General features: G+C 77.2%; 3 protein-coding genes. All 3 read right to left on the reverse strand.

Going from position 1 to position 2298, the window contains the following annotated elements; genetic code table 11:
* Positions 1–134: 134 nt before the first annotated feature.
* The gene (locus ACFVGO_RS35850) at positions 135–968 is read right to left on the reverse strand and encodes an MBL fold metallo-hydrolase (RefSeq protein WP_359905713.1); all 834 of its coding nucleotides are present in this window, start codon (positions 966–968) and stop codon (positions 135–137) included.
* Positions 965–1138 carry a hypothetical protein gene (locus ACFVGO_RS35855; protein WP_359905710.1) on the reverse strand — a complete coding sequence of 58 codons (174 nt, stop codon included), beginning with the start codon at positions 1136–1138 and terminating at the stop codon, positions 965–967. Before ACFVGO_RS35855 ends, ACFVGO_RS35850 begins: the two co-directional genes overlap by 4 nt.
* 104 nt (positions 1139–1242) lie before the next feature.
* Entirely contained in the window at positions 1243–2109 is an 867-nt protein-coding gene (locus ACFVGO_RS35860) for an NUDIX hydrolase (RefSeq protein WP_359905707.1), read from the reverse strand.
* Positions 2110–2298 lie beyond the last annotated feature (189 nt).

Raw genomic sequence — 2298 nt, forward strand, 5'->3', positions numbered from 1 at the left:
CGGGATGTGGAGGGTTTGCCGCCCCTTTTGCGTGACCGCGGGGAAAACACTCGTAATCCCCGAAAGAGGGGGGGTCCCCGCCGACCCGGGATGCCCCCCTCCGCGTTCACCCCCGCGTTCCAGCGTTCAGGGGATCACTCGGCACCCGGGATCAGCCCGTGGTCCTCCAGGTATTCCAGCTGGGCCCGCACCGACAGCTCGGCCGCCGGCCACAGCGCCCGGTCCACGTCGGAGTAGACCCGGGCCACCACCTCGGGCGCGGTCCGGCAGCCCGCCTCGACCGCGGTCTCCACCTGGGCGAGCCGGGCGGCCCGGTGGGCCAGGTAGAAGTCGACGGCGCCCAGCGCGTCCCCGAGCACCGGGCCGTGGCCGGGCAGCACCGTGCGCACGCCGTGCTGGGAGGCCATGGTGTGCAGCCGGCGCAGCGAGTCCAGGTAGTCGCCCAGCCGGCCGTCGGGATGCGCGACCATCGTGGTGCCGCGGCCGAGCACGGTGTCGCCGGTGAGCACCGCGCCGTCGTCCGGCAGGTGGAAGGTCAGCGAGTCCGAGGTGTGCCCCGGAGTGGCCACCACCCGCAGGTCGAGACCGCCGACGTCCAGGCGCTGGCCGCCCACCAGGCCTTCCGAGCCCAGCCGGTGCGCCGGGTCCAGGGCCCGCACCTCGGAGCCGGTCAGCTCGGCGAAGCGGGCCGCGCCCTCGGAGTGGTCGGCGTGGCCGTGGGTGAGCAGGGTCAGCGCGATCCGCTTGCCCCGCTCCCGCGCGAGGTCGACCACCCGGCGCAGGTGGCCCTCGTGCAGCGGGCCCGGGTCGATCACCACCGCGAGGTCCGAGCCGGGCTCGGAGAGCAGCCAGGTGTTGGTGCCGTCCAGCGTCATCGGCGACGGGTTCGGTGCCAGCACGCACAGCGCCCGAGGGGTGGCCTCGCCGCCGACGGCGGCGGCGGGGTCGCCCGGAAGGAGTCCGCTCACCGGCCGCCTCCGCCGTCTCGGTGCAGGGCCCGCAGCGGCAGTGCCCGGACGAGGGCGCGCTGCGCCACCTCGACGAACGGGACCTGGCTCACGCAGGCGGGGTCACGGGGAGTCAGACGGCGGGCGGGCATCTCGGGCGCCGTCCGGCGAGCCACGTCGTTGTGGGTCATCGGGCGTCGGTCCTCTCTCTGCGTCGGTACGGGATGGTCGCGTCCTGCGGGGTGTACGACCCGCAGCCGGTACGGGGGCCCGGGAGGCCCCACCGGTGGAACGGTCAGGAGCCCTCGGGGAACTCCCCGTCGATGGTCAGTTCCTGGTATCCGGGCCAGCGGACCGTCAGGCGGTCGCCGCGGATCTCGGCCCGGCCCAGGACCGGCGTCAGCGGGCGGTCGGCGGCCGCGGCCAGTGCCTCGGCCGCGGTCCGGGCCGAGGACAGCTCGCGCAGCACCGTCACGGTCGGCGGCAGCATGCCGAACCGGCCCTCCCGGTGGCCGCGCACCGCCTCGGCGGGGGTCAGCCAGGCGACCCGGTCGGCCTCGCCGACCTCCAGGGCCGCGCGCTGGCCGGCCGGCAGCGCGGCGACGAAGAACCAGGTGTCGTAGCGCCGTTCCTCGAACTCGGGGGTGATCCAGCGGGCCCAGCCGCCCAGCAGGTCGCTGCGCAGCACCAGGCCGTGGTCGCGGAGGAACTCGGCGAAGGACAGCTCGTGCGCCTCCAGCGCGGCCCGCTCGGCGGACCAGTCGCGCGGCGCGGCGACGCTGTCGGCGTCCGGGCCGGCCAGCAGCACGCCGGCCTCCTCGAAGGTCTCCCGGACGGCCGCGCAGACCACCGCCCGCGCCGTCCGGGCGTCCACCCCGAGCCGTCGCGCCCATTCCCCGGGCGTCGGCCCGGCCCAGCCCGGCTCGACCTCGGCGTCCCGCGGGTCCACCCCGCCGCCGGGGTAGGCGTACATCCCGGCCGCGAAGGCCATCGAGGTGCGCCTGCGCAGCAGGTAGGCCTCCGGCCCCCCGGCGGCGTCGCGCAGCAGCACGACGGTCGCGGCGGGCCTGGGCACCGGCGGGGTCACCGCGCCGGATGCGACCGCCCGGATCCGGGCGGGCCAGCCGGGCGGCATCGGGAGCGTCGTCGCTCGATGGTCCATGCCCGGATGCTAGGGCGTGCCCGGCGATTCCCGCCAGGCTCACCGATCGATCGGACACACTCCGGCCACACGGGGGCGGGGGGGGGGGGGGGGGGGGGCCACCCCCCCCCCCCCCCCCCCCCCCCTCCTTTTCCCCACCCCCCCCCCCCCCCCCCCCCCCGTCCCCCGCCCCCCCCCCCCTCCCACCCC

The sequence above is a fragment of the Kitasatospora sp. NPDC057738 genome (genome assembly GCF_042798815.1).
GTDB classification, from domain to species: Bacteria; Actinomycetota; Actinomycetes; order Streptomycetales; family Streptomycetaceae; genus Kitasatospora; species Kitasatospora lactacystinica.

What these genes read in the sequence shown, in the direction of transcription:
- ACFVGO_RS35855 (WP_359905710.1), bottom strand. Translation starts at nt 1,138, where the DNA reads ATGACCCACAACGACGTGGCTCGCCGGACGGCGCCCGAGATGCCCGCC.
- ACFVGO_RS35860 (WP_359905707.1), bottom strand. Translation starts at nt 2,109, where the DNA reads ATGGACCATCGAGCGACGACGCTCCCGATGCCGCCCGGCTGGCCCGCC.